At 63.9% G+C, this 26,142-nt stretch carries 26 protein-coding genes; 18 read left to right on the plus strand and 8 right to left on the minus strand.

Going from position 1 to position 26,142, the window contains the following annotated elements:
• Positions 1-15: 15 nt before the first annotated feature.
• From rsmA to NKH22_RS26390, 3 genes are all read left to right on the plus strand, one after another.
• Entirely contained in the window at positions 16-855 is an 840-nt protein-coding gene (rsmA, locus tag NKH22_RS26380; protein ID WP_027048811.1) for a 16S rRNA (adenine(1518)-N(6)/adenine(1519)-N(6))-dimethyltransferase RsmA, read from the plus strand.
• 68 nt (positions 856-923) lie between these two features.
• A complete protein-coding gene (locus tag NKH22_RS26385; RefSeq protein ID WP_352911677.1) occupies positions 924-1,229 on the plus strand; it encodes a type II toxin-antitoxin system RelB/DinJ family antitoxin in 306 nt (101 codons plus the stop codon).
• Positions 1,226-1,519: a type II toxin-antitoxin system RelE/ParE family toxin gene (locus tag NKH22_RS26390; RefSeq protein WP_023672730.1), complete on the plus strand. Its 294-nt coding sequence runs from the start codon at positions 1,226-1,228 to the stop codon at positions 1,517-1,519. Before NKH22_RS26385 ends, NKH22_RS26390 begins: the two co-directional genes overlap by 4 nt.
• 33 nt (positions 1,520-1,552) lie before the next feature.
• On the opposite strand, the gene gmk is transcribed toward NKH22_RS26390, so the two are convergent.
• The 7 genes from gmk to fabD form a co-directional block, all read right to left on the minus strand.
• Positions 1,553-2,227 carry a guanylate kinase gene (gene gmk, locus NKH22_RS26395; RefSeq protein WP_023672729.1) on the minus strand — a complete coding sequence of 225 codons (675 nt, stop codon included), beginning with the start codon at positions 2,225-2,227 and terminating at the stop codon, positions 1,553-1,555.
• 6 nt (positions 2,228-2,233) lie between these two features.
• Positions 2,234-3,124, minus strand: a complete 891-nt coding sequence (locus NKH22_RS26400) for a YicC/YloC family endoribonuclease (protein WP_023814940.1) — start codon at positions 3,122-3,124, stop codon at positions 2,234-2,236.
• A gap of 260 nt (positions 3,125-3,384) precedes the next feature.
• Positions 3,385-4,644, minus strand: coding sequence for an endolytic transglycosylase MltG (gene mltG / locus NKH22_RS26405; RefSeq protein ID WP_023672727.1), 1,260 nt, complete (start codon positions 4,642-4,644; stop codon positions 3,385-3,387).
• Between the two features lie 201 nt (positions 4,645-4,845).
• On the minus strand, positions 4,846-6,108 hold the full coding sequence (gene fabF / locus NKH22_RS26410; RefSeq protein WP_023693965.1) for a beta-ketoacyl-ACP synthase II: 1,263 nt from the start codon (positions 6,106-6,108) through the stop codon (positions 4,846-4,848).
• Positions 6,109-6,142: 34 nt separating this feature from the next.
• Positions 6,143-6,379, minus strand: a complete 237-nt coding sequence (locus NKH22_RS26415; RefSeq protein ID WP_006203723.1) for an acyl carrier protein — start codon at positions 6,377-6,379, stop codon at positions 6,143-6,145.
• Positions 6,380-6,600: 221 nt separating this feature from the next.
• Positions 6,601-7,338, minus strand: coding sequence for a 3-oxoacyl-[acyl-carrier-protein] reductase (gene fabG, locus NKH22_RS26420; protein WP_023693966.1), 738 nt, complete (start codon positions 7,336-7,338; stop codon positions 6,601-6,603).
• Positions 7,339-7,398: 60 nt separating this feature from the next.
• Entirely contained in the window at positions 7,399-8,346 is a 948-nt protein-coding gene (fabD, locus tag NKH22_RS26425) for an ACP S-malonyltransferase (protein ID WP_023693967.1), read from the minus strand.
• A 247-nt stretch (positions 8,347-8,593) separates the two neighbouring features.
• Between fabD and NKH22_RS26430 the strand changes: the two genes are divergently transcribed.
• The 13 genes from NKH22_RS26430 (at position 8,594) to NKH22_RS26490 (ending at position 22,636) form a co-directional block, all read left to right on the plus strand.
• Positions 8,594-10,552, plus strand: a complete 1,959-nt coding sequence (locus NKH22_RS26430) for an LTA synthase family protein (RefSeq protein ID WP_031195194.1) — start codon at positions 8,594-8,596, stop codon at positions 10,550-10,552.
• A gap of 310 nt (positions 10,553-10,862) precedes the next feature.
• Positions 10,863-11,363: a 30S ribosomal protein S6 gene (rpsF, locus tag NKH22_RS26435; RefSeq protein ID WP_023672722.1), complete on the plus strand. Its 501-nt coding sequence runs from the start codon at positions 10,863-10,865 to the stop codon at positions 11,361-11,363.
• Positions 11,363-11,611: a 30S ribosomal protein S18 gene (gene rpsR, locus NKH22_RS26440; RefSeq protein ID WP_006203718.1), complete on the plus strand. Its 249-nt coding sequence runs from the start codon at positions 11,363-11,365 to the stop codon at positions 11,609-11,611. Before rpsF ends, rpsR begins: the two co-directional genes overlap by 1 nt.
• Before the next feature lie 266 nt (positions 11,612-11,877).
• Positions 11,878-12,465, plus strand: coding sequence for a 50S ribosomal protein L9 (gene rplI / locus NKH22_RS26445; RefSeq protein WP_023672721.1), 588 nt, complete (start codon positions 11,878-11,880; stop codon positions 12,463-12,465).
• A 185-nt stretch (positions 12,466-12,650) separates the two neighbouring features.
• A complete protein-coding gene (locus tag NKH22_RS26450; RefSeq protein WP_023693969.1) occupies positions 12,651-14,000 on the plus strand; it encodes a cyclopropane fatty acid synthase in 1,350 nt (449 codons plus the stop codon).
• Between the two features lie 155 nt (positions 14,001-14,155).
• Positions 14,156-15,133 carry a small ribosomal subunit Rsm22 family protein gene (locus tag NKH22_RS26455; RefSeq protein WP_023693971.1) on the plus strand — a complete coding sequence of 326 codons (978 nt, stop codon included), beginning with the start codon at positions 14,156-14,158 and terminating at the stop codon, positions 15,131-15,133.
• A 221-nt stretch (positions 15,134-15,354) separates the two neighbouring features.
• On the plus strand, positions 15,355-16,848 hold the full coding sequence (locus tag NKH22_RS26460; RefSeq protein ID WP_023672717.1) for a replicative DNA helicase: 1,494 nt from the start codon (positions 15,355-15,357) through the stop codon (positions 16,846-16,848).
• 230 nt (positions 16,849-17,078) lie between these two features.
• On the plus strand, positions 17,079-18,482 hold the full coding sequence (gene radA, locus NKH22_RS26465; RefSeq protein ID WP_023693972.1) for a DNA repair protein RadA: 1,404 nt from the start codon (positions 17,079-17,081) through the stop codon (positions 18,480-18,482).
• Between the two features lie 48 nt (positions 18,483-18,530).
• Positions 18,531-19,196, plus strand: coding sequence for a CvpA family protein (locus tag NKH22_RS26470; protein WP_023672715.1), 666 nt, complete (start codon positions 18,531-18,533; stop codon positions 19,194-19,196).
• A 108-nt stretch (positions 19,197-19,304) separates the two neighbouring features.
• The gene (gene purF, locus NKH22_RS26475) at positions 19,305-20,786 is read left to right on the plus strand and encodes an amidophosphoribosyltransferase (RefSeq protein WP_023672714.1); all 1,482 of its coding nucleotides are present in this window, start codon (positions 19,305-19,307) and stop codon (positions 20,784-20,786) included.
• Positions 20,787-20,816: 30 nt separating this feature from the next.
• The gene (locus NKH22_RS26480) at positions 20,817-21,572 is read left to right on the plus strand and encodes an SDR family NAD(P)-dependent oxidoreductase (protein WP_023693973.1); all 756 of its coding nucleotides are present in this window, start codon (positions 20,817-20,819) and stop codon (positions 21,570-21,572) included.
• A 77-nt stretch (positions 21,573-21,649) separates the two neighbouring features.
• Positions 21,650-22,279 (plus strand): hypothetical protein, encoded by a 630-nt coding sequence (locus NKH22_RS26485; protein ID WP_023693974.1) that lies wholly within the window; start codon positions 21,650-21,652, stop codon positions 22,277-22,279.
• Between the two features lie 135 nt (positions 22,280-22,414).
• Entirely contained in the window at positions 22,415-22,636 is a 222-nt protein-coding gene (locus NKH22_RS26490) for a hypothetical protein (RefSeq protein ID WP_023689120.1), read from the plus strand.
• Between the two features lie 153 nt (positions 22,637-22,789).
• Here the strand turns inward: NKH22_RS26490 and NKH22_RS26495 are convergent, their stop codons facing one another.
• Entirely contained in the window at positions 22,790-23,296 is a 507-nt protein-coding gene (locus NKH22_RS26495) for an OsmC family protein (RefSeq protein ID WP_023693975.1), read from the minus strand.
• Between the two features lie 289 nt (positions 23,297-23,585).
• Here NKH22_RS26495 and NKH22_RS26500 point away from each other — a divergent pair, with 289 nt between their 5' ends.
• Both NKH22_RS26500 and NKH22_RS26505 read left to right on the plus strand, forming a co-directional pair.
• Entirely contained in the window at positions 23,586-25,091 is a 1,506-nt protein-coding gene (locus NKH22_RS26500) for a S10 family peptidase (RefSeq protein WP_352911654.1), read from the plus strand.
• Positions 25,092-25,239: 148 nt separating this feature from the next.
• Positions 25,240-26,127, plus strand: coding sequence for a DMT family transporter (locus NKH22_RS26505; RefSeq protein ID WP_023685677.1), 888 nt, complete (start codon positions 25,240-25,242; stop codon positions 26,125-26,127).
• Positions 26,128-26,142: the final 15 nt, after the last annotated feature.

Below are 26,142 nucleotides of genomic sequence, written 5' to 3' on the forward strand. Positions count from 1 at the left end.
ATGAGCCCAAAATTCATGAGCATTGACGGGCTGCCGCCGCTGCGCGAGGTGATCGAGCGCCATGGACTGCAGGCAAAGAAGGCGCTTGGCCAGAATTTCCTGCTCGACCTCAATTTGACCGGCAAGATCGCGCGGGTCGCCGGCGACCTCAGCGACAGCACGGTGATCGAGGTCGGCCCCGGCCCCGGCGGGCTGACCAGGGCGCTGCTCTCTGCCGGTGCCCGCCGCGTTGTCGCCATCGAGCGCGACGAACGCTGCCTGGCGGCCTTGGCCGAGGTCTCCAACCACTATTCGGGCCGACTCGAGGTGATCAGCGGCGACGCGCTGAAGACGGATTTTGCCACTCTTGCCAAGACCGCGTCACAAGGCGGCGGCCCCGTGAGGGTTGCCGCCAACCTGCCCTATAATATCGGCACCGAGCTGTTGATCCGTTGGCTGACGGTGGCGGACTGGCCACCCTTCTATCAATCGATGACGCTGATGTTCCAGCGCGAGGTGGCCGAGCGCATTGTCGCCGGTGCCGGCAGCGATGCTTATGGCCGGCTCGGCGTGCTGGCGGGCTGGCGGACCGAGGCGAGGATCGCCTTCGACGTGCCGCCGCAAGCGTTCACGCCGCCACCCAAGGTAACGTCCTCGGTGGTGCATCTGGTGCCGCGCGCCAGCCCTTTGTCAACCGACGTGAAAAAACTCGGTCGCGTCACCGAAGCCGCTTTCGGCCAGCGCCGGAAAATGCTGCGGCAGAGCGTGAAGAGCCTGGGTGGCGAGGCACTGCTGACGCGCGCCGGCATCGATCCGACCCGGCGTGCGGAGACGCTCAGCGTCGAGGAATTCGTGCGGCTGACAAACGCGGTTTGACCGGCGGCGCTAGCGCCGCCTAGCAATCGTCATTCAAACGCATTACATTGACGTCGAAGGAGATTGCCATGCCAGCAAATGCACTGGTCCAGACGCGTATCGACGCCGACATCCGGGATCGAGCTTCGGCGGTGCTCGAAAGCATGGGGCTGACGGTCTCGGATGCGGTGCGGATATTGCTCACCCGAACCGCCAACGAGGGTGCGCTGCCCATCGATCTCGTCACAAACAACGAGGCGTATGATTTATGGTTTCGCGCCAAGGTTCGCGAAGCGCTCGACGCCACCCGACAAGACATTCCTGATGATCAAGTCGAGGCGCATTTTGCCGAGAGACGCGCCGCGGCGCGGCGTTCGGGTGAACCTAAATCTTGAAGATCGTCTGGTCGCCATTCGCGCTTTCAGATCGCGACGGCATCTTCGCGCATATCGAGGCCGACAATCCTGCGGCCGCGATCGCCACCGATGAGCGGATCGTCGCCGCAATCAACCGTCTTCGGGACCTTCCCCAAAGCGGCCGGATCGGCAGGCTTGCAGGGACACGAGAGATCGTCATCGTCGGCACGCCATATGTCGCGGCCTATCAGCTGACCAACAGCACGATTCGAATCCTGCGCGTGCTTCACGGAGCGCAGCGTTGGCCGGACGATCTGCCAGGCAGCTGATGCGGCTAATTTAGATTGCCAGCGGTGGACGAGCTATTCCGTCTTCTCGTCCAGCAACCCCGAGACGAAATCGAACAGCCCGGGCCGGCGGTCGCGCCGCAGCCTTTCCGCCGTCACGATGCCACGCACTTCGGCGAAGGCGCGGTCGAGATCGTCGTTGACGATGACAAAGTCATATTCCTTCCAGTGCTCGATCTCGTTGCGGGCGTTCTTCAGCCTGGTCTCGATCACGTGCTCCTGGTCCTCGGCGCGGCGCTTGAGGCGCGACTTCAATTCCTTCATCGACGGCGGCAGGATGAAGATCGAGACGATGTCGGCGCGCATCTTCTCCTTGAGCTGCTGGGCGCCTTGCCAGTCGATGTCGAAGAGCATGTCACGGCCCTGCGCCAGCGCCAGTTCGGCCGGCTCGCGCGGCGTCGCGTAGCAATTGCCGTGCACCTCGGCCCATTCGAGCAATGCGTCGGAATCGCGCAGCCGCTCGAACTCGCGCGTGGTGCGGAAGTGATAGTGGACGCCCTCGATCTCCGAGCCGCGGCGTGGCCTGGTAGTGACCGAGACCGATAATTCCAGGCTGCCGTCGCTTTCCAGCAGGTTGCGCGCGATCGTCGACTTGCCGGCGCCCGACGGCGACGACAGGACCAGCATCAGCCCGCGGCGGCGAATGCGGGATCCGAGATCCCTGGCAACCATCGGCTCCTTGCCACCCATTCGGGTTTACTCCAGATTCTGGACCTGTTCGCGAAACTGGTCGACCACCGCCTTCAGTTCCAGCCCGATGGCGGTGACAGTGGCGGCGTTCGACTTGGAACACAGCGTATTCGATTCGCGGTTGAATTCCTGCGCCAGAAAATCGAGCTTGCGGCCGATGGCGCCGCCATTTGCCAGCAGCGCTCTGCCCGACGCCACATGCGTCTTCAGCCGATCGATCTCTTCACGGATATCGGCCTTGGTGGCCAGGAACGCCGCTTCCATGTGCAGCCGGCCGGCATCGAGATTGGCCGACGCATCCATCAGCAGCCGCACCTGTTCGGCGATCCGCTCGCGGATCGCCGCCGGTTCGCGCGACGGGTCGGCCTCGGCTTGAAGCGTCAGCGCCTCAATGGCGTCGATATGGCCGGAAAGCAGCGAACGCAGCGCTTCGCCCTCGTTCTGGCGTGCCAGCTCGAGACCTGTAAGCGCCCTTTCCAGCGCGGACAGGATTGACGCGTCGAGTGCTGCCCGCACCTCCTCGGTTTCGCTGGTTTCAGGGATATCGAGCACGCCGCGCAGGGAAAGCAGACCGTCGGCAGTTGCCGGACCAACACCGAACTGGTCCTGCAGCCGCTTGGCCAAGCCCGCCAGATCCCTGAGGAAGGCTTCGTTGACCACCGGCTGCGCCTGCTGGCCGGCGGCGCGGCCGACGGTCAGCGTCGCTTGGAAATTGCCACGCGAAAAGCGCTTCTGCAGCGTCTGCCGCACAGTCGGTTCGAGCCGCTCGAAACCTTGCGGCAACCGCAACCTGACCTCGACGCTCTTGCCGTTGACCGACTTGACCTCCCAGGCGATCGAGGCGCCGTCATGTTCGGCAACAGTGCGTGCAAATCCGGTCATGCTCTGCAAATTCATGATGCGGCTCGTGTCTCCGTGATGGTCCGATTCTACAAATTGCGCATGCGTTCGATATCACGGGCGGCGCGAATGTCAGAATCGCAATAGGCAAGATGTTGATTTCCGCTGTCGTTTCGATCTCGCAGGGCTGAAATCGAGAAGCAGAGGCACCCGAGCAAGACCGAAAACGCTTCGAACCGCGCTGTTCGTTCAAAGCAGCAGCGCGTCCGCCTCTGTCCGCGTTGCTTAAGATCGATCCGTCTGAAAGCGCCGAGCTGCTACTGGGCGGCACCCGTATCGCCGCCGGCATCACCGCTGTCACCGGCGGCATCGCCACTTGCGTCACCGTTGTCGTCGCCATCCGCCGGCGCATCGGTCTGGCCCGGAGTCTTGGCGCCCTTGGCGGCGTCTTCAGCCTGCTTCTTCTGCAGTGCCCGGTAGCGGGCAACGTTCTCATTGTGCTCGGCAAGCGTGGTGGCAAAGACGTGGCCGCCGGTGCCGTCGGCGACGAAATAGAGATCATCGGTCTTCGACGGGTTGGCGACGGCTTCGAGCGCGGCGCGGCCGGGATTGGCGATCGGCGTCGGCGGCAGGCCGTTGATCAGATAGGTGTTGTAAGGCGTCTGTTTCTGGATGTCAGATTGATAAATCGGCCGGTCGGCGGGTTTGCCCTTGCCGCCGAACAGGCCGTAAATGATGGTCGGATCGGATTGCAGCCGCATGCCCTTGGCCAGACGGTTGAGGAAGACGGCGGCAACGCGCGAGCGCTCGTCGCCCCGGCCAGTTTCCTTTTCGACGATCGAGGCCAAGGTGACGAAGTCGTCGACATTGGCCAGAGGCAGGTCGGGCGCGCGCCGCTGCCAGACCTCGTCGACCAGCTTCTTCTGGTCGGCGAGCAGCTTGTCGACCATCTGTTGGCGCGTGGCGCCGCGGGTAAAGCGCAGCGTGTCGGTGGCGAGGCTGCCCTCAGCCGGCTTGGCGGCCGGCATGTCGCCGGTCAGCGCATCCTGCTCGGCGATGCGCTGCAGCGCCTGCTCGACCGTCAGGCCCTCGGGAATGGTCAGCGAATACATCACCGACTTGCCGCTCTTCAGAAGCTCCATGATGTCGCGCATGGAGGCGCGCGGCTTTATCTCGTATTCGCCTGCCTTCAGCGCTGAATCATTGCCATAGACCCGCACGGCGATGCGGAAGATGCGGGCATCGCTGATCAGCCCACGCCGTTCGAGCTGGTCGGCAATATCCTGGACGCCGGTGCTCGGCTTGACCAGGAAGGTGTCGCCGGCCACCGACGGGCCCGGTTCGTTGAATGCCTGCTTGCCGAAATAGAGCGAAACGCCGGCGGCGAGGATCATCAACATCACCGCGGAGATGACGAAGTTCATGAACACGACGACTTGGCTGCGCGAGGCGCGCGAGCGCTTTGGTGGTGGTGTGCCGGCTTCCGGGCGCAAAGCTTCGGCCGCGGTCTTCGGCACGATCGGGCCGGTCTGCTGGTTTTGTCCGAATTGTCCGCTGCCGCCCGGATTGGTGTTCATTAGCGCCCTACCATCTGATCTCTTAGAGCGACCATGCGCCCGATTGGACTCACAGCGTGCCCTAACATTTCAAGCCTACGCATCGTGCTTTTAAAAAAGCGCCTTCGGTTTCAGGCCGATGCGACGAATCCCCAGCGGCAGAGTAGGCTTGAATATGGCAAAATTGACGACAGACCGCTGGCGCGCCGGTCGATACCGCAATCAGCCTGTATAACGCTGGAATACCAGCGAAGCGTTGGTGCCGCCGAAGCCGAAGGAGTTGGACAGCGCCACGTCGACCTGGCGATGCCGTGGCGTGTTCGGAACAAGATCGATCGCGGTTTCGCGTTCCGGGTTGTCAAGATTGATGGTGGCTGGCGCGATGTTGTCTCTGACAGCGAGGATCGAAAAGATCGCCTCGGCGGCGCCCGCGGCACCCAGGAGATGGCCGATCGACGACTTGGTCGATGACATCGAGATTTTCGAGGCGGCGTTGCCGACCAGCCGCTCGACGGCGCCGAGTTCGATCGTGTCGGCCATGGTCGAGGTGCCGTGCGCGTTGATGTAGTCGACGTCGGCGGGCGTCAGCTTGGCCCGGTTCAGCGCCGCCGTCATGCAGCGGAAGGCGCCGTCGCCGTCTTCGGCCGGTGCAGTGATGTGATAGGCATCGCCGGTCAGGCCGTAGCCGGTGACCTCGGCATAGATCTTGGCGCCGCGCGCCTTGGCGTGTTCGAGTTCTTCCAGCACGACGACCCCGGCGCCCTCGCCCATGACGAAGCCGTCACGGTCGCGGTCATAGGGACGCGAGGCCTTCTCAGGCGTGTCGTTGCGGTCGGTGGACAGTGCCCGGCAAGCAGCGAAGCCGGCAAGCGATAGTCTGGTCACCGGCGATTCCGCGCCGCCGGCCAGCATCACGTCGGCATCGCCGAAGATGATCAGCCGGGCGGCATCGCCAATGGCGTGCGCGCCGGTCGAGCAGGCGGTGACGACGGCGTGGTTGGGGCCTTTCAGCCCATGCCGGATCGATACCTGGCCAGATACCAGGTTGATAATGTTGCCGGGAATGAAGAATGGACTGATACGGCGCGGTCCGCGCTCTTTCAGGATGATAGCGTTCTCGGCGATGCCCTCGAGGCCGCCAATGCCGGAGCCGATCATGACGCCGGTGGCGCAGCGCTCGGCTTCGGTGCTGGGCTCCCAGCCGGAATCCTTCAGCGCTTCGTCGGCGGCCGCAATCCCGTAAAGGATGAAGTCGCCGATCTTGCGCAGTTCCTTGGGCTCGAGCACGGCTTCGGGATTGAGCGTGCCGTTGGTGCCGTCACCGCGCGGAATGACGTGGGCTATCTTGCAGGCAAGATCTTCCACTTCGAACTCGGTGACGCGCTTGGCGGCGCTGCGGCCGGTCAGAAGTTCCTTCCAGCTGTGCTCGAAGCCCATGCCGAACGGCGAAACCAGGCCAAGGCCCGTGACGACGACACGCCTCATCGCAGGTCCTCCCCGGTGATGACTGCGGATAGTGTCAGGCCGAAGCCTTGTCGATGTACTTCACGGCATCGCCGACGGTCAGGATGGTCTCGGCCGCATCGTCCGGGATCTCGACGCCGAACTCTTCTTCGAAGGCCATGACGAGTTCGACCGTGTCGAGGCTGTCCGCGCCCAGATCATCGATGAAGCTCGCCTGCTCCGTCACCTTGTCGGCATCGACGCCAAGATGTTCGATGACGATCTTCTTGACGCGCTCTGCGGTGTCACTCATTTGGGGCATCCTCGTCTTTTGTTTGTCTGTCTTCGTTAGCGGGCAGAATGCCGCTAATCAAGCTGAAAGATGGTCCTGCCGGAAACGCAACGATGCCGGACCGGTTTTTGCCCGAACCGCCGGGTTGCGGGCCGCATTACACGAAAAATGGCTGAGGTCCAAGGCGAAATGGTCTCTTTTCACAAGCCGGCCATGTCTTCTTATCACCCGGCAGTATCCCGTCAGATCATGGCCATGCCGCCGTTGACATGGATGGTCTGGCCGGTGACGTAGGCTGCCTCGTTGGAGGCGAGATAGGCGACGGCCGACCCCACTTCAACACTCGTGCCCATGCGGCGCGTCGGGATCGCGGCCATTATCGCGTCTTTCTGCTTGTCGTTGAGCTTGTCGGTCATGGCCGATTCGATAAAGCCCGGGGCGACGCAGTTGACGGTGATGTTGCGGGTGGCGATCTCCTGCGCCAGCGACTTGGAAAAGCCGATCATGCCGGCCTTGGAGGCGCAATAATTGGTCTGGCCAGGATTGCCGGTGACGCCGACCACCGAGGTGATGTTGATGATGCGGCCATGGCGGCGGCGCATCATCGGATGGGTCAGCTCGCGGGTCAGCCGGAACACGGCGGTGAGGTTCACCTCCAGCACGCTGTCCCAATCCGCGTCCGCCATGCGCACGAACAGGCCGTCCTTGGTGATGCCGGCATTGTTGACCAGTATGTCGACGCCTTCGAGTTCGGCTTCGGCCTTCTGACCAAGCGCCTTGACCTCGTCACGGTCGGCAAGATTGGCCGGGAACAGCTTTACCCGGTCGCCGAGTTCGCCGGCCAGGGTCTCCAGTTTCTCGATGCGGGTGCCGTGCAGGCCGACAATGGCGCCTTGCGCATGCAGCACCCGGGCAATCGCCTCGCCAATGCCGCCGGATGCGCCGGTGACGAGCGCCTTGCGGCCGGTCAGTTCGAACATTTTCGTCTCCTGATCTTAAGAGAACACCCTTCCCACGGGAGGGGTTGAATCGCCAGTGGATTATGCAAGCGCGGCCAGCGCCGCCTCGACATCGGCCGGCGTTCCGACGGCTGACGTGGCGATGTCGCGGTTGATCCGCCGCGCCAGGCCGGAAAGCACCTTGCCGGCGCCGATCTCAAAGAGCGTGGCGACGCCATTGGCGCCGAACCACTCCACCGTTTCGCGCCAGCGCACGCGGCCGGTGATCTGCTCGACCAGGCGGCGCGCGATCTCGTCGGGGTCGCTGGTCGGGACTACAGTGACGTTGGAGACGACGGGCACCACCGGTGCATTCTTGGTCACGCCGGCCAGCGCCTCGCGCATGACATCGGCCGCCGGCGCCATCAGCGCCGAATGGAAGGGGGCCGAGACCTGCAGCATCAGCGCCCGCTTCGCGCCCTTTTCGGTGCACAGTTTCGCGGCGAGTTCCACCGCCGCCCTGGCGCCGGAGATCACCAGCTGGCCGCCGCCATTGTCGTTGGCGATCTGGCAGACTTTGCCGGATCCCGTTGCGGCCTCGGTGCAAGCGGCTTCGACGTCGGGCTGTTCCAGTCCGATGATCGCCGCCATGGCGCCCTCGCCGGCCGGCACCGCCGCCTGCATGGCGTTGCCGCGGATGCGCAGCAGCCGGGCGGCATCGGCGATCGAAACGAAACCGGCCGCGGCAAGGGCGGAATATTCGCCGAGCGAATGACCGGCAACGTAGGCAACCTTGTCCTTCAGCGAAAAGCCGCGCGCTTCCAGCGAGCGGATCGCCGCCAGCGAGACCGCCATCAGCGCCGGCTGGGCATTGGCAGTCAGGGTCAGCGCCTCTTCCGGGCCTTCCCAGATCAGTTTCGACAGCTTTTCGCCCAGCGCATCATCGACTTCCTCGAACACCCTGCGTGCCTCGGGGAAGGCGTCGGCGAGGTCCTTCCCCATGCCGACAGCCTGGCTGCCCTGTCCCGGAAAGGTGAATGCGACGGCCATTTGGGCGCTCTCCAGCGGCTGATTTTTCCTGCCTGTGACGCAAGGCGGACCGCCAAGTCAAGCCCGGAGGCGGCATTTCGGCTCTCGCTTGAACCGGAGCTGACCTCGAGTCCCTGTTCCCAAAGGCTTTTTGCCGATCACACCTGATGAAAACCGCTCACGAATCGTTTGCTGGCTCTTCTTATTTTCGCCACAGGCGCTAGCTTTTGCATGACAGTTCTATGACAGAACGGTGGCGCGAGTGGAAATGCGCGTTGCTTGGGCCGGGGGAAGAGACGTGGCTAGGATCAGGAAGGGCGCGGCCGTACCAGCGCCACAGTTCTTGGAAGACGATCCGTCCACCGGCTACCTGCCGGGGCGCAGATGGCCGGTCATCCGCTACGGTCTGGTCACGCTGCTTGCCTCCGCCATCCTGGTGTTCGCCATCGAATGGATCGTGCGCGGCGACTTCTTCGGCACAGTCGACTTCTTCCTGCAGCCATTCAAGCCGGGCTGGACCACCATCATTGTCTTTGCATTGGTGCTGATGGGACTGGACGCCGTGCTTGGCCGCAGTCACCAGAGCCTGATGATCGTGGCGCCGCTGACGCTGGCGCTGGCCTTTGTCGGGCATCAGAAGTCGCATTATCTCGGCGATCCGCTCTACCCAACCGATTTTCTTTATTCGCGCCAGATCATGGCACTGATGCCGCTCCTGGTGCGCGAGCGGCCCTGGACGGCGCTCGCCATGGCGGTCGGCATCGTCGCCGGCCTGTCGCTGCTGATCTATGGCTGGCGGTTGTGGCGCCGCAAGGTTCCGATCCTCAGCCGCAAAGGGCGGCTGGCGCGGCTGACGCTGGCAGTGCCGCTGCTCGCCTTCTTCGTCTCGATCATGGACTACGCCACCTTCTCGTGGACCCGCGACCGGCTGCAGATCATCCCGATCATGTGGGACCAGAAGGAGAACTACGCCTCCAACGGGTTTGCGCTGGCCTTCGCGCTCAACGTGCCGATGGCGCATGTCTCGGCGCCGGCGGGCTATTCCGACAAGGCGATCGACGCGATCGACAGGCCTGATGTGGCGGCCTCGGTACCGGATGAGAAACCCGACATCATCGTGGTGATGAGCGAATCTTTCTGGGATCCGACCAAGCTGCCCGGCGTCACAATCACGCCTGACCCGATCCCCAATGTGCGGGCGCTGCGTTCCGGCTATATGTTCTCGCCGGAATTCGGCGGCATGACCGCCAACATCGAATTCGAGGCGCTGACCGGCTTTTCCAATGCCTTCCTGCCGGCGGGCTCGATCCCCTATCAGCAATATGTGCGCACGCCGACGCCGTCGCTGGCGACCTTCCTGAAAAGCGAGGGATACCGGGCGCGCGCCATCCATCCGGGCACCAACTGGTTCTGGAACAGGGGCGCCGTCTATGCCGATTTCGGCTTCAACGATTTCCGCTCGGAAGAGACGCTGCCGCCACTGGAAAAGCGCGGGCCGCTGGCTTCCGATGCCTCGATGACCGACGAGATCATCGCAGAGGCCGACGCCAGCGAGCGGCCGGTGTTCTTCTTCGCCGTCAGCCTGCAGAACCACGGTCCCTACGAGCCGTACCGCTATTACAATCCGACCCACAAGGTCGCGGCGCCGATCAGCACATGGGCGCGGGAATCGCTGCTCAGCTACGCCGAAGGCTCCGCCGATGCCGACCGTGGCCTCGAACGATTGATCGAATGGGCGAAGAAGCGCGAGCGGCCGACGGTCATCGCCTTCTTCGGCGACCATCTGCCGCCGCTCGGCCCCGTCTATGTCGAAACCGGTTACCTGAAAGACAATGTCGCGCCGCGCAAGGAACCGACGCCGGAGGCGGCACTGGAGCATCATCAGACGCCGCTGGTCATCTGGTCTAACCGCACCGGTCCGGCGCAGGATATGGGCGCCGTGAGCCCGGCCTTCCTGCCCTACCATATCCTTACCACGGCCGGGATCACGCACCCCTACTATACCGGCTTCTTAGGCGCGCTGCGCGAACGCTATCGCGTCGTGGATCGCAATCTGCTTTTGACACCGTCAGGTGAGGCCACGGCGGACTGGGCGCGGCAGAAGGACATCGATCCGGCGATCAACGATTTCCGCCTGCTGCAATACGATATGATGTTCGGCAAGCGTAAGGCGGCTCCGGACTTCTTCCCCGAAACGATCAACGGTCGTACCCCGCATACGAGTTGATGCCTGGTCTTTCCAACCCTGCGACGCCAGGACGCTGTCCGGAGCATGCGTTACCCTTGCCTTCCAGCCAAATTGCTATATAGACGCCCGCAATCTGCCGGTCCTTGCTGGGGGCTGAACGGAGGGCCGGAGGTTTTATCCAAAACCTTCGTGTGAAGCCAGAAGCGCTTCCGCCTCCCGTGTCTCCGCTCTCGACCGTCTCGAAATGCTCCTTTCTTCCTCGCCCCCTCGGGACCAGCGGGTCAGAGAAGTTGCAGAGGCTTTTGCCGCGAGGATCCGGGAGAGAAACGAAGAAAGGCACTGAACCACTATGGCTCTATACGAACATGTGTTCCTTGCCCGGCAGGACCTCTCGCAGCAGCAGGTCGATGCGCTTGTCGAACAGTACAAGGGCGTCATCTCCGCAAATGGCGGGTCCGTCGGCCGGGTCGAGAACTGGGGACTGAAGTCCCTCACCTACCGGGTCAACAAGAACCGGAAGGCTTACTACACGCTTATGGACCTCAACTGCCCGCCGGCAGCGCTCAACGAGATGGAGCGCCAGATGGGCCTGTCCGAGGACGTGCTGCGTTTCCTGACCGTCAAGGTCGAGGCGCATGAGGAAGGCCCGTCGGCCATGATGCAGAAGCGCGAAGAGCGCTCGGAACGCGGCGGCTTCGGCGACCGCGACCGTGGTGATCGTGGTCCGCGCTCGTTCGGCGACCGTGATCGCGGCGACCGTGGCGATCGTCCGCCGCGCTCATTTGGTGACGCCGGTGGTGATCGTGGTCCGCGCCGTCCGCGCGAAGGCGTTGAAGGAGGTGCAGAATAATGGTCGACATCAATCAGATCCCGACCCGGCGCCCGTTCCATCGCCGCCGCAAGACCTGCCCGTTCTCCGGCGCCAACGCGCCCAAGATCGACTACAAGGACGTGCGTCTTCTGCAGCGCTACATTTCCGAGCGCGGCAAGATCGTGCCGTCGCGCATCACCGCCGTCAGCCAGAAGAAGCAGCGCGAACTCGCCAAGGCGATCAAGCGCGCCCGCTTCCTCGGCCTGCTGCCCTACGTGGTTCGCTAAGACTTTCGGGCGGGCGGTTCGCCGCCCGCTTCCTTCTCCCACGGCGACGGGCGCCGCAGGGGTAATTTGATGATGCATGTCGTTGTCCCAAAACCGGGACCACTCTTGGCGACATGCATTGAAATCCCGAGTTGAGGTGAAAAGCCTCTAACTGCCGCGACAGGCAGGACAGCGACACCGGCGCCAAGGCGCTCAGAGCTTCCTGACCTGTTCCATTCAATTCGGCGCCGATCCCGCGGTCGGTGCCCAGACGAAGGAACAAAACCATGCAAGTGATTCTTCTCGAACGCGTTTCCCGCCTCGGCCAGATGGGCGATACCGTCAAGGTCAAGGACGGCTTTGCCCGCAACTTCCTCTTGCCGCAGGGCAAGGCGCTGCGCGCCAACGAAGCCAACAAGAAGAAGTTCGAAGGGCAGCGCGCGCAGCTCGAAGCGCGCAACCTCGAGCGCAAGTCGGAAGCCAGCCAGGTTGCCGAAAAGCTCGACGGCAAGAGCTTCATCGCCGTGCGTTCGGCCGGCGAGACAGGCCAGCTCTACGGTTCGGTGTCGACCCGCGACATCGCCGACCTGCTGACCGCCGAAGGGTTCTCGGTCAACCGCAACCAGATCCAGCTCAACCAGCCGATCAAGACCATCGGCGTCACCAATGTGGCGATTGCGCTGCATCCGGAAGTCGAGGTCACCATCAGCCTCAACATCGCCCGCACGGCCGACGAAGCCGAGCGCCAGGCCAAGGGCGAGACGCTGACCACCGCCGAAGCCATCTATGGCGATGACATCAACGACAACGCACGGCCGGAGAACTTCTTCGACCCGAACACCGAGTTCGAAGGCGGCGAAGAAGACAACGCCTGATCCCGCACTGGGCCTGATCGGGAAGCGAGGGAGCAGCGCTCCAATCACTTCCTCGTCATCCAGCCTTAATGGACCAATGCCCGGGCCTCTCGCCCGGGCATTTTTGTGCCAAATGGAACTTTTCGAACCCCTATATATTGTTGCAGAATTGGTCCGCCAGTCTGACCGTGAGGGGACATTTGGTGATGAATATTCTGTTGAAACGCGTTCTCGACCGCCTGGTGCGTACGGGCAATCTGAAAGTCACCGGCCCGAAGGGCTCGACAGTGGTTTTCGGCGACGGCAGCGGCGAGCCGGTGCATATGCACATCAAGACCGCGCATGCCGAGCGCGCCATTACCTTCGATCCGATGCTGGCCGTGCCGGAAGCCTATATGGACGGCGAACTCGACATCATCGAGGGCGGCGTACTGGGTATGATGCGCATCGCCTTCCAGAACATGGGCAGCGGCGGTATCGACGCCACCTGGTCGAAGGCCATCGAGGGTCTGCGCCACGCCTTTCGCCGCCTGCAGCAGATCAACACCGCATCACGGGCGCGCCGCAACGTGCAGCGCCACTATGATTTGTCGGGTGACCTCTACCGGCTCTTCCTCGACGACGACATGCAGTATTCCTGCGCCTATTTCGAACAGCCGGACATGACGCTCGACGAGGCGCAGATGGCCAAGAAACGCCATATCGCCGCCAAGCTCAGGCTGAAGGCCGGCCAGACCGTGCTCGATATCGGCTCCGGCTGGGGTGGACTTGGCCTCTATCTCGCCAAGGCTTTCGATGTCGACGTGCAAGGCGTGACGCTGTCGACCGAGCAGCACGGCGTCGCCACCGACCGGGCGCATGCGCAAGGCTTGCAGGACCGCGTGCATTTCGACCTCAAGGACTACCGCGAACTCAACGAACGCTTCGACCGCATCGTCTCGGTCGGCATGTTCGAGCATGTCGGCGTCAACCACTTCCGCACTTTCTTCGACAAGTCGGCGACGTTGTTGAAGCCCGACGGCGTCATGCTCTTGCACTCGATCGGCCGCTCCGGCGTGCCGTGGGCGACCAGCGCCTTCATCCGCAAGTACATTTTTCCGGGCGGCTACATTCCCTCGCTGTCGGAGGTGATGCCGGCGATCGAGAAGTCGGGCCTTGTGGTCACCGACATCGAGATTCTGCGGCTGCACTATGCCGATACGCTGAAGCATTGGGGCCAGCGCTTTGCCGCCAACCGCGACAAGGCCAAGGCCATCTATGACGAGCGCTTCTGCAGGATGTGGGAGTTCTATCTGGCGGCTTCGGAAGCCGCCTTCCGCTGGCAGGATCTGGTGATCTTCCAGATTCAGATCGCCAAGAAGAACGACACGCTGCCAATGACGCGCGACTACATGGCAAAATGCGAAAAGGCGCTGGAAATGCGCGAGATGGGGCATCGCCAACAGACGGCGGCCGCCGAGCCTGCTGTCGCGAGGTCTGCTGCCGCCAAGTCCGTTGCTGTCAGGTCCATTGCGGCCAAGCCAGCGCGCCGTCGCAAGGTGGCAGATCGCGAATAACGCCTCGATTGCGATTGCCGCTTGCCATTGACGGCTCTGACACTGAAAAAGGTCTCGTTCTCGCGAGACCTTTTAATGACCTGCCTGCCCACCATCGCCACCACCCTTGTCGAGTTCGCCCGCGCCTCGGTGCTCGCGGCACGCGGAGCCTGAGCGTGGAACTCCCCGCCTCGCTGCGACAAGGCGTCGAGCGCCTGCTCGAAACGATACCGCTGGCGGTGCTGCGACAGGCGGCGAAGACGCTGTCTGACCGCTACCGCGCCGAATTGCGCGACGGCCGCCCGCACATGGCCGAAGAGATGGCGGTAAAAGCCTATCTGGCGACGCGGCTGCCGGCGACCTACGCGGCGGTACGGGCCGGTCTCGACGAACTCGCCTATGCGCGGCCCGATTTCCAGCCAACGAGCTTGCTCGATGTCGGCGCCGGTCCTGGCACGGTGCTTTGGGCCACTACAGACCTGTGGCCCGACCTCGAAGAGGCGGTTCTGCTTGAAGCAAGCGCCGCGGTGCGCAAGGTTGGCCAGTCGCTCGCCCTTGATACCATCGCCACCAGGATGGACTGGCGCGCCGGCGACGTGACCATCGACCTTGCCGATCTCAAGCCTGCCGATCTGGTCACCTGCGCCTATGTGCTGGACGAGATCGCGCCGGCATCGCTGCCGAAGCTTGTCGGCCGGCTCTGGCATTTGACCGGCGACACACTGCTGATCGTGGAGCCCGGCACACCGGCAGGCTGGCAGCGCATCCTGGCAGTGCGCAGGCAATTGCTGGAGGCCGGGGCGCACGTGCTGGCGCCTTGTCCGCATGAGGCGCCCTGCCCGCTTGAGCCGCCCGACTGGTGCCATTTTTCGCGCCGCGTCGCCCGCTCGCGCCTTCATCGCCTGGCCAAAGACGCCGACGTGCCGTGGGAGGACGAGAAATTCATCTACGTCGCGGCGTCGCGGCAACCCGCGCCTGTACGTCAGCCGCGCGTGATTGCGCCGCCGAAATCGGGCTCCGGCAAGGTGCTGCTCAAACTGTGCCAGCCGGATGGCGGCGCCGGCGAGACACTTTTCACCAAGCGCGAGGGCGAGCTGTTCAAGGCAGCGCGGCGGCTGGACTGGGGCGATACATTGGACGGAAGAAGTGGATAAACACCGAGATTGTTCTTGCTCTGTTCCAACGACTCGGGTAAAAGTCAGCGCCTTTCTGAGTCAACCGGAATCGGGGCGTGGAAACACTCTTCTGTGGACGGTTTGCCGCCCCTGTGAACAACGGGGCATCGAGGTTGATTGGTCGTGCGGTGATGCAGAAAGGTCAGCACCGATTTATCTCGTTCTGATATCGAGAAGCCGGGATCAAAATCGGGGACATCATGGCAGAGGCAGCGCGAAAATTCGGCGTGGCGGAGCAGCAACCGCTTTATCGTGAAGCGCCGAACAACATCGAGGCCGAACAGGCGCTGCTCGGCGCCATCCTGGTCAACAACGATGCCTTCTACCGCGTCTCCGACTTCCTCAAGGCCGGCCATTTCTACGAGCCGCTGCACCGGAAAATCTTCGAGGTCGCGGCCGAGCTCATCCGCATGGGCAAGGTGGCGACGCCGATCACGCTGAAAACCTTCCTGCCGGCCGACGAGAAGGTCGGCGACATGACGGTGGCGCAATATGTGGTTCGTCTGGCGGTCGAAGCCGTCACCGTCGTCAATGCCACCGATTATGGCCGCGCCATCTACGATCTGGCCACGCGCCGGGCACTGATCACCGTCGGCGAGGACATGGTCAACATCGCCTATGACGCGCCGGTCGACATGGCGCCGTCCGAACAGATCGAGGATGCCGAGCGGCGGCTGTTCGAACTGGCCGAAACCGGCCGTTACGACGGCGGCTTCGAGAGCTTCACCGACGCGGTCAAGACCGCCGTCGACATGGCCAACGCCGCCTATATGCGCGACGGCCATTTGTCGGGCCTCGCCACCGGCATGCGCGATCTCGACCGCCGCATGGGTGGCCTGCAGGCGTCGGATCTGATCATCATTGCCGGCCGTCCGGGCATGGGCAAGACATCGCTAGCCACCAACATCGCCTTCAACATCGCCGAGATGTATGAGCCGGCGCAACAGGCCGACGGCTCGTTCAAGGCAGCCAATGGCGGCGTCGTCGGCTTCTTCTCACTGGAAATGTCGTCCGAGCAGCTCGCCACCCGCATCATTTCCGAACAGACGGAAATTTCGTCGTCAAAAATCCGCCGCGGCGAGATTTCAGAGATGGATTTCGAAAAGCTGGTCGCCTGCTCGCAGACCATGCAGAAGATCCCGCTGTTCATCGACCAGACCGGCGGTATCTCGATCGCGCAGCTGTCGGCGCGGGCGCGGCGGCTGAAGCGTCAGCGCGGCCTCGACCTCATCGTCATCGACTATATCCAGCTGATGCAGGGGTCGAGCGCGAAATCGTCGCAGAACCGGGTGCAGGAAATCACCGAGATCACCACCGGCCTCAAGGCGCTGGCCAAGGAACTCTCCGTTCCGATCATCGCGCTGTCGCAGCTGTCGCGTCAGGTCGAAAGCCGCGAAGACAAACGCCCGCAGCTGTCCGATCTTCGCGAATCCGGCTCGATCGAGCAGGACGCCGACGTGGTGATGTTCGTCTACCGCGAGGAATATTATCTGAAGAACCGCGAACCGAAGCCCGGCACCGACGAATACATCAAGTGGGAACACGAGATGAACGAGATGCGCGGCAAGGCCGAAGTCATCGTCGCCAAGCAGCGCCACGGCCCGACAGGTTCGGTGAGCCTCGCCTTCCATGGCGAGTTCACACGGTTTTCCGACCTCGCCGAAGAGCATCATATTGCGGAGAGGTTCGAGTAGCTTTTTGGCCTACCGCAGCGCTCCGTCACACCCCCCTCTGGCCTGCCGGCCATCTCCCCCGCAAGGGGGGAGATCAGCAGCTTTGCGAATGGCGCTCATCTTGCGACGTTGGGGATTGGCGAAAGCAGCGACGATAGCCAATCTCCCCCCTTGCGGGGGAGATGTCCGGCAGGACAGAGGGGGGTGTGCAGGATCACCCTCCTTCGGTCATTTGCAGGCAGCATCACTCCATGGCTAAATCGCGCGTCCAGTTCATCTGCCAGAATTGCGGCTCGGTGCATCAGCGCTGGGCCGGTAAATGCGATGCTTGCGGCGAGTGGAACACGCTGGTCGAGGAAGGCACCTCGGGCGGCATCGGCTCGGGACCGGCCAACACGCGCAATGCGCGCAAGGGCCGCGCCGTGGTGCTGACCAGCCTGTCCGGTGACATCGAGGATGCGCCGCGGATCATCTCCGGCATTAGCGAACTCGACCGCGCCACCGGCGGCGGTTTCGTGCGCGGCTCGGCGCTGCTGGTCGGCGGCGATCCCGGCATCGGCAAGTCGACGCTGCTTACCCAGGCCGCAGCAGCATTGGCGTCAAAAGGCCACCGCATCGTCTATGTCTCGGGCGAAGAGGCTGTCGCGCAGATCCGGCTGCGGGCGCAGCGGCTTGGCGTCGCCGACACGCCGGTCGAACTTGCCGCCGAGACCAATGTCGAGGATATCCTGGCAACAATAGCCGATGGCAGAAGGCCGGACCTCGTCATCCTCGATTCCATCCAGACGCTGTGGACCGACATGGCCGACTCGGCGCCCGGCACCGTCACCCAGGTGCGCGCCTCGGCGCAAGCGATGATCCGCTACGCCAAATCCACCGGTGCTGCCATCGTGCTGGTCGGCCATGTCACCAAGGAAGGCCAGATCGCCGGTCCGCGCGTCGTCGAGCACATGGTCGACGCCGTTCTCTATTTCGAAGGCGAAGGCGGCCATCACTACCGCATCCTGCGCACGGTGAAGAACCGTTTTGGGCCGACCGACGAGATCGGCGTCTTCGAGATGTCGGACAAGGGCTTGCGCGAGGTCGCCAATCCGTCGGAGCTGTTCCTCGGCGAACGCCACGCAAAATCGCCGGGTGCCGCGGTATTTGCCGGCATGGAAGGCACACGTCCGGTGCTGGTCGAGATCCAGGCGCTGGTGGCGCCGTCCACATTGGGCACGCCGCGCCGTGCCGTCGTCGGCTGGGACGGCGCACGGCTGTCGATGATCCTTGCCGTGCTCGAAGCCCATTGCGGCGTGCGGTTCGGCACCCACGATGTCTACCTCAACGTCGCCGGCGGCTACCGGATTTCCGAGCCGGCGGCCGATCTGGCGGTTGCCGCTGCACTGGTTTCGTCGCTCACCGGTCTTGCCCTTCCCGCCGATTGCGTCTATTTCGGCGAAATCAGCCTGTCGGGCGCAGTGAGGCCGGTTGCGCATGCGCAGCAGCGCCTTAAAGAGGCCGAAAAGCTGGGTTTTGGAAGTGCGGTTCTGCCCTTGGGCAGCGAGGAGGTTGTCGGGGGGATCGGGGCCGGCGCTTTCCAGCCGACCGAACTTGCCGATCTCGTCGCACGCATAGCCGGCTCACGGCGCAGCCGTGTCGACGTGGAAGATTGACGCGGCTCGCCCGAGCCGTGAAAAGACAATCTGAGTGGGGCGAAAGACATGCCGATTACGCTGCTGGACGGAATTCTCGTCGGCTTCACCCTGGTCTCGGCGATGCTCGCCATGGTTCGCGGCCTGTCACGCGAAATCCTGTCCGTCGTGTCCTGGGCGGCTGCCGCCGCGGCGGCATTCTTCTTCTACAAGCCGGTGCTGCCTTACGTTCAGCCCTATGTCGAAAGCGACAAGATCGCCATGGCGGCATCCGCCGGCATCGTCTTCCTCATCGCGCTGATCGTCGTTTCCGTCATCACCATGAAGCTTGCCGACTGGATCATCGATTCCAGGATCGGCGCGCTCGACCGTACGCTGGGCTTCCTCTATGGCGCCGCGCGCGGCGTCCTCGTAGTCGCCGTGGCGCTGCTGTTCTTCAACTGGCTGGCCGGCGCCAAGGCCCCTGCCTGGATCGCCAACGCCAAGTCGAAGCCGCTGCTCGAGACCATCGGCGCCAAGCTGGAAAGCCTGCTGCCCGAAGATCCGGAAAACGCCATCCTGAAGAAGCTCAATCCGAATCAGCCGGCAGCCGAGACGCCTCCGGCGGCCGATGCACCGGCGGCGGATGCTCCGGCAACCGGTGACGATACGCCGGCGCCCGACGACGAGACCGACGCTCCGGCCGATAACGCACCCGCGCCCGCTGCTCCGGCTCCGGCCGCGCCGGCAAACTGATTCGGACGGATGGTGCCGGACAGGCGCCATCCCGGCAGTTCCGGCCTGACTACGTTGCTTTCGCGGTGCTATCGCACTATATGGCCATTTTAGCGGAGCTTGAGCCCCATGGCAGTTTCGAAGGCAGACGCGGACGACGTGCTTTCCGCCGAAGCAGACGATCATTTCCACGACGAATGCGGGGTGTTCGGCATTTTCGGCCGGCAGGACGCTGCGGCCATCGTAACGCTAGGCCTGCATGCGCTGCAGCATCGCGGCCAGGAAGCGGCCGGCATCGTCTCCTATGACGGCACGCAGTTCCATGTCGAACGCCATGTCGGCCTGATCGGCGACACCTTCACCAAGCAGCACGTCATCGACAGCCTGCAAGGCAACCGTGCCATCGGCCACACGCGCTATGCCACGACGGGCGGCGCCGGCATGCGCAACATCCAGCCCTTCTTCGCCGAACTCGCCGATGGCGGCTTTGCCGTCGCCCATAACGGCAATCTCACCAACGCCATGACCGTGCAGCGCGCGCTGCAGAAACAGGGCGCGATCTTCTCGTCGACCTCCGACACCGAGACGCTGCTGCATCTCGTTGCCACCAGCAAGGAACGCGATTTGAATTCGCGCTTCATCGACGCCGTGCGTCAGGTTGAAGGCGCTTTCTCGCTGGTTGCGATGACCTCCAAGAAGATGATCGGCTGCCGCGATCCGCTCGGCATCCGCCCGCTGGTGCTCGGCGACCTCGACGGCGCCTGGATCCTGGCCTCCGAAACCTGCGCGCTCGACATTATCGGCGCCCGCTTCGTGCGCGACCTGAAGCCCGGCGAAATGGTCGTGGTGACCTCGAAGGGCATCGAGAGCCTGTTCCCCTTCGAGCCGCAGAAGACCCGCTTCTGCATCTTCGAATATGTCTATTTCGCCCGCCCGGACTCCTCGGTCGAAGGCCGCAATGTCTACGAAGTGCGCAAGCGTATCGGCGCCGAATTGGCGCAGGAAAGCCCGGTCGAGGCCGATATCGTCGTGCCGGTGCCGGATTCCGGCACGCCGGCGGCAATCGGCTTCTCCCAGGCGGCAGGCATCCCCTTCGAACTCGGTATCATCCGCAACCACTATGTCGGCCGAACCTTCATCCAGCCCGGCGATTCGATCCGCCATATGGGCGTCAAGCTCAAGCACAACGCCAACCGCCGGATGATCGAGGGCAAGCGCGTGGTGTTGGTCGACGATTCGATCGTGCGCGGCACCACCAGCCAGAAAATCGTGCAGATGGTGCGCGACGCCGGCGCCAAGGAAGTGCATATGCGCATCGCCTCGCCGCCGACCAGCGCGTCGTGCTTCTACGGCGTCGACACGCCGGAGAAGTCGAAGCTTTTGGCATCGCGCATGTCGATCGAGGAAATGGCCGAGTTCATCCGTGTCGATTCGCTCGGCTTCCTCACCATTGACGGGCTCTACCGCGCCGTCGGCGAAGCCAGCCGCGACAATGAGCAGCCGCAATTCTGCGACGCCTGTTTCACCGGCCAGTACCCGACCCGCCTGCTCGACTTCGAAGGCCACGACAATGTGCGCACGCTGTCGCTGCTGGCGAACAACGGGGCGTAAAGCCCAACTGCTATCCTTGAAAGCGCTCGCATGACCCTCGACCTCTCCGGCCGCGTCGCGGTCGTTACCGGCGCCTCGCGCGGCATCGGCTACTTCATCGCCAGGGAACTTGCCGCCGCCGGCGCGCATGTCATTGCGGTTGCCCGGACCGTCGGTGGGCTTGAAGAACTCGACGACCAGATCAAGGCCGAGCGCGCGAAAACCGGCAAGGGCGAAGCGACTTTGGTGCCTCTCGACCTCTCAGACATGGCCGGCATCGACCGGCTGGGCGGCGCCATTCACGAGCGCTGGGGCAAGCTCGACATTCTGGTGGCCAATGCCGGTGTGCTCGGCGTCATCTCGCCGATCGGCCATGTCGAGGCCAAAACCTTCGAGAAGGTTATGACCATCAATGTCACCTCGACCTGGCGGCTGATCCGCTCGGTCGACCCGCTGCTCAGGCTGTCCGACGCCGGCCGCGCCATTCTCATGTCGTCCGGGGCCGCGCATTCGGCGCGCGCCTTCTGGGCGCCCTATGCGGCGTCGAAGGCGGCTGTGGAAGCCATGACGCGTTCCTGGGCGCATGAGACGCAGAGCCTGGCGCTCCGCATCAATGCGGTCGACCCCGGCGCCACCCGCACCGCCATGCGTGCGCAGGCCGCGCCCGGCGAGGATCCGGAAACGCTGCCGCACCCGTCAGAGGTGGCAAAACGCATCGTGCCGCTGGCGAGCCCCGAGATGAAAGAGACGGGGCTGATCTTCCAGGTCAAGAACAACCGCTTCGTCGCCTACCGGCAGCCGGAATAAACCGGGTTGTAGCGGGATTAAACAGGCCTCCAGTTACGTTTCTTCGAATGTAGGACATTCGAAACCGGAGGACCGACATGCGTAGACTTCTTCTCGTTGCCGCCGCCGCGATTGCCGCCACAGCCGGCGTGGCGCTGGCGCAAGACGCCAAGATGAGTTTCTTCGTCACCAGCGTCGGTTCCGGCAAGGGCGCCGATCTCGGCGGTCTCAAGGGTGCCGACGCGCATTGCGCCTCGCTGGCGGAAGCGGCTGGGGTTACCGGCAAGGAATGGCACGCCTATCTCTCGAGCGCCAATGTCGATGCGCGCGACCGTATCGGCAAGGGTCCCTGGGTCAACGCCAAGGGGGAGAAGATTGCCGATGACGTCGCCTCGCTGCACAGCGACGCCAACGCCATCACCAAGCAGACGGCGCTCAACGAAAAGGGCGAGGTGGTCAACGGCCGCGGCGACAAGCCGAACCGGCACGACATATTGACCGGCTCGAAGCCTGACGGCACCAAGCTCGCCGACCAGACCTGCGGCGACTGGACCTTGAGCGGGGCGGAGGGCGCGGCGATGATGGGCCATCACGACCGCACCGGCCTTGATGAGTCGGCGGCGGCGAAATCCTGGAACTCCTCGCATGCCTCGCGCGGCGGCTGCAGCCAGGAGGCGCTGAAAGGCACCGGCGGCGACGGCCTGTTCTACTGCTTTGCCGCGAACTGAGAGACGTCTGGGAGCGGTTCGTTCACGGGTCTGTGATGGTCCGGCAGGTCCCTCCCCCATCGCCCTGCTTTCGCCATCAGCCGGGAGTTGCTAGGGTCGACCCGATTCCGACACCCAGCAAAGCGAGGAATTCCCATGGCTGCTCCCAGCGTAGCATTGGTCTGGTACCTGGTGATCGCCGGCCCGCAAGGCGGCATGGTGGTGCTGCCCAGCACCTTCGACACCCGCGAACAGTGCACAAACGCGATTACCGAATATCAGAAGCAGCCGACGCCGGCCGGCTGGGCGGTCAACTGCGTGCCGAGCGCCTCCCCGTTTACCGATGAGGGCGACGCGGAAGAGCCTGCGGCGCAGTAGCGCAGTCTCCCCCCTCGAGGGGGAGATGGCCGGCAGGCCAGAGGGGGTCGCCTCGCGTAGAGTGCCAACCTCCTTCCGCACAAAGGGCGTCGCGTCCAGTCGGCCCGACCCCCTCTGTCGCCTTCGGCGACATCTCCCCCTCAAGGGGGGAGATCAGGCGCGCGCCTTCACCGTCAGCTCCGGCTTGCTGTTGATGGTCTGGAAGACCACGCAATAGCGTTCCGTCAGCTTGATCAGCGCGTCGATGCGATCCTGCGGCTCATCCGTGTCGAGGTTGAAATTCAGCCGGATGGCGCGAAAGCCCACGGGGGCGTCCTTGGCCACGCCCAGCGTGCCGCGAAAGTCGAGATCGCCTTCGGCCTCGACGGTGGCTGCGCCAAGCCTGAATTCCAGCGCCGTCGCCACTGCCTTCAGCGTCACGCCGGCGCACGCCACCAGCGCCTCCAAAAGCATATCGCCCGAACACAATTCGAGCCCGGAACCGCCGGTCGCCGGATGCAGGCCGGCGACCGCCAGCGCCCTGCCCGTCTCGACCTTGCAGGCAATCGACTGGTCGTCGATGGAGCCTTTGGCGCGAAGCGTGATCAGCGCCTGCGTAGCATCGCCGCGATAGGCCTCCTTGAGCGGCGCCTGCATGGCTTTGAGTTCGGTGGCGTCCATGTTGCATTCCTTTTCGAGTCCGTCGCGCTTTGATAGCACTGATATGCCAGCGAGACAGCGCCCCCCTCTGGCCCGGCCACCTCCCCACAGGGGGGAGATCTGCAGCTTCGCCGATGGCGCTTTCTACGCCGGCGATTAGCGAAGGCGGTCGCGACATCCAATCTCCACCCCTGTGGGGGGAGATGTCCGGCAGGACAGAGGGGGCTGAAGGAATGCTACCTCACGAAGAGTTACTTTGACTTCGACCGCCCCGGCCATACCTAAGCAGAGTCATTCCCGCGGAGACATCATGCCGTTCAAGCTGAAACTGATCTCGCTTACCCTGTTGGTGCTTGCAGCCTTCGCGCAGCCAGTCCTCGCCGAAACGCCCGAGCGCCCCGCACCGGCAGGCGGCGTGCTGTCGCTGCTGCCGGCACCGCAGACGACCAGCCATTCAATCACCATTGCCGGGCGCAAGCTGGACTATCAGGCTAAGGCCGGCACGCTGTCACTGCTATCCGGCAAGGGCGAGGTCACCGCGGAAATCTTCTATGTCGCCTATACGCTGCCGCCACTGGCGGGCGCGGAGAAGGCTCGCCCCATCACCTTCGTCTTCAATGGCGGCCCGGGCGCGGCATCCGCCTATCTGCATCTCGGCGCACTCGGCCCGCGTGTCGTCGCGACAGGCCCCGATGGCCAATTCCTGCCGCCGTCGCAAAAGCTGATCGACAATCCCGACAGCTGGCTCGACATGACCGACCTCGTCTTCGTCGATCCGGTCGGCACCGGCTACAGCCACGAGGCCCCCGGCCAGGACACAAAAGATTTTTGGGGCGTCAGCCAGGACGCCAGTTCGATCGGCGCTTTCATCCGGCTCTATCTCGCCCAGAACGGCCGCACCGGATCGCCGCTCTTCCTTGCCGGCGAAAGCTATGGCGGGTTCCGCGCGGCACTTCTCGCCAGGACCCTGCAGGAAGATGTCGGCCTGAGCCCCAACGGCATCGTGCTGATCTCGCCTGCACTGGAGTTCACGCTGGTGCTGCCCGACGAATTCCAGCCGCTGCATTGGGCGCTGGAACTGCCCTCGATGGCGGCGGTGCGCCTGCGCAGCGAAGGCCTCAGCGGCGAAGCACTGCGCGAAAAGCTCGCCGAGGTCGAAAAGTATGCGCTGGGCGACTACCTCACGGCTCTGACCGGCGGGCTGGAACAGGGCGGGCGGCTGGCCAGCCAGCGCGTGGCCGAGATCACCGGCCTGCCGCTCGACCTCGTGCAGCGCAATTCCGCCCGCATCCCGACCGGCCTGTTCGCGCGCGAATTCCAGCGCGCCAGTGGCAAAGTGCTCAGCCCGTATGACGGCACCATCGCCACCAGCGACATCGCCCCGGAGAGCGCCCGCAGCGCCGGCCCGGATCCGGTGCTCGACCGCAGCGTGCCGGCGCTGACCTCGGCCTTTGTCGGTTATGCGCGCGACGAGCTGAATTTTCGCACCGATGTCAGCTACAGGTTGCTCAATGGCGATGTGACCCACGCCTGGGACTATGGCGGCTCGCGGCAAGGCTATGCCGGGGTGATGGACGATCTGCAGCGGGCGCGCTCGCTCAACCCGGGGCTCGGCGTGGTGATCGTCAACGGCGACACCGATCTGGTCACTCCCTATCTGGCCTCACGCTATCTGGTGAGCCAAATCCCGACGCTCGGCGGGGCAAAACCTATCCGTCTCGACGTCATCGAGGGCGGCCACATGATGTATCTCAGGCCGGGCGGCCGGCGCGCCCTGAAGGAGGCCGCTTCGGAGCTCTACCAGGCAACACAGTGAACGGCGTGCCCACGCTGTCGGCCAGGCTGCGCCAACGCAAGCTTGCCACTGGCGTAGCGCCCCGCAGGCTTTCGCCCGTATAGCCTGCAATGGGAGCCTGTTGGGGCAGGCTTCTTCTTCGTCCTCTTGACAGCGCCGGACACGCCGCATGGCCGATATTGCCATTCTGGAAACCCGCGAAAGGGTGCTTGCCGGCATCCTGTTCACCGGCTGCGCCTATTTCCTGTTTTCGACGCAGGACGCCGCGATCAAGCTTCTGGTCGTCGGCATCAGCGTCTGGCAGATCATGTTCTTCCGCTCGATCGCTGTGCTTATCGGCTGTGCTGCAATCGGCGGACCGCCCATCTTTGCCGACACAATGCGCTCGCCCATCGTGCGGCCGATGCTGGTGCGCAGCGCCTTCACGCTCGGCGCCTGGCTCTGCTACTACAACGCGGCCCGCTCCCTGCAGCTGGCCGAACTCACCACCATCTATTACGCCGCCCCGATCATCGTCACCGTGCTGTCGGTGGTGATGCTTGGCGAAAAGGTGCCGCTGTTGCGCTGGCTGGCGGTGTTCATCGGCTTCGTCGGCGTCTTCATCGCCTGTGATCCCACTCGTCTCGGCTTGTCCGTGCCGATGCTCTTGGTACTGGCTGCGGCAGTGCTGTGGGGCATTGCCGTGGTGCTGTTGCGCAAGACGGCGCTGGCCGAGCGCACGCTGATCCAGCTTGTGCTCAACAATTTCTACTTCCTGGTGTTTTCCGCGGTGCCGGCGCTGTTGGTCTGGCAGATGCCGGACTGGCGCCAGTTGCTGCTTTTGATCAGCGTCGGCGCGCTCGGCGGCGTGGCGCAATTTATGCTGTTCGAAGGCATGAAGCGGGCGCCGGTGTCGATCGTGGCGCCGTTCGAATACACCTCATTGGTCTGGGCCTTCGGGCTCGGCTTTGCGATCTGGGGCGACGTGCCGCGTCGCGAGGTGTTTCTGGGGGCGGCGTTGATCGTCGGCGCCGGCCTGCTGATCATCGGCAACGAGCATTTCCGCAAGCGGCTATGAGTACCCCCGTGCTGA

Origin of the sequence: Mesorhizobium sp. M1252, from assembly GCF_040318265.1 — a bacterium.
Lineage (GTDB): Bacteria > Pseudomonadota > Alphaproteobacteria > Rhizobiales > Rhizobiaceae > Mesorhizobium.